The sequence below is a fragment of the Streptomyces chisholmiae genome (genome assembly GCF_031845445.1).
In the GTDB taxonomy this organism is placed as follows: domain Bacteria; phylum Actinomycetota; class Actinomycetes; order Streptomycetales; family Streptomycetaceae; genus Streptomyces; species Streptomyces chisholmiae.
Map to the genome: position 1 here is coordinate 1 of NZ_JAVREO010000084.1, position 522 is coordinate 522.

At 65.9% G+C, this 522-nt stretch carries 1 protein-coding gene; it reads left to right on the plus strand.

Annotated features, from left to right (window positions below; all coding sequences use genetic code 11):
• A partial coding sequence (locus RM844_RS32165) for a FadR/GntR family transcriptional regulator (protein ID WP_311670985.1) occupies positions 1–497 on the plus strand: 497 nt, incomplete at its 5' end.
• Positions 498–522 lie beyond the last annotated feature (25 nt).

Sequence of the window (522 nt, forward strand, 5' to 3'; positions counted from 1 at the left end):
GGTTCCGCGGCCCCGGACGCGGAACCATCGTGTTGGCGCCGACGGCGAGCGTCGACGAGCTACTGGCGATAGCCGGCGGCGGCACAGAGCAAGAGCATGCCGCCGAATTGCGTTCTGTCATCGAGCCCTCGATCGCAGAACTCGCGGCACACCGGGCTACGTCGGCGAACCTGTTGCAGCTTCGCGACGTCCTCGACAAGTCGCACGAGAACCTGCTGCAGGCCGAGTCACTTCGCCTCGACGTCGAGTTTCACCTGCTGCTCGCGCAGGCCGCGCAGAACCCGCTTCTGACCGCACTGCAGACCTTGGCCAGCGAGTGGACCGGTGAGGTGCGTAAGCACTCGCATTCCACGAGGCACGGGCGCTGCGCGTCGGTACGTGGTCACCAGGAGATCTTCGATGCGGTTCGGACTCACGACGGTCTCGCCGCGCGTCGGGCCATGGAAGACCACCTGCGCGACGTACGCGAACTCGTCGCCAAAGCAACGCGCTCATGAGAGCAGCCTCGCACTCCAGTTACCC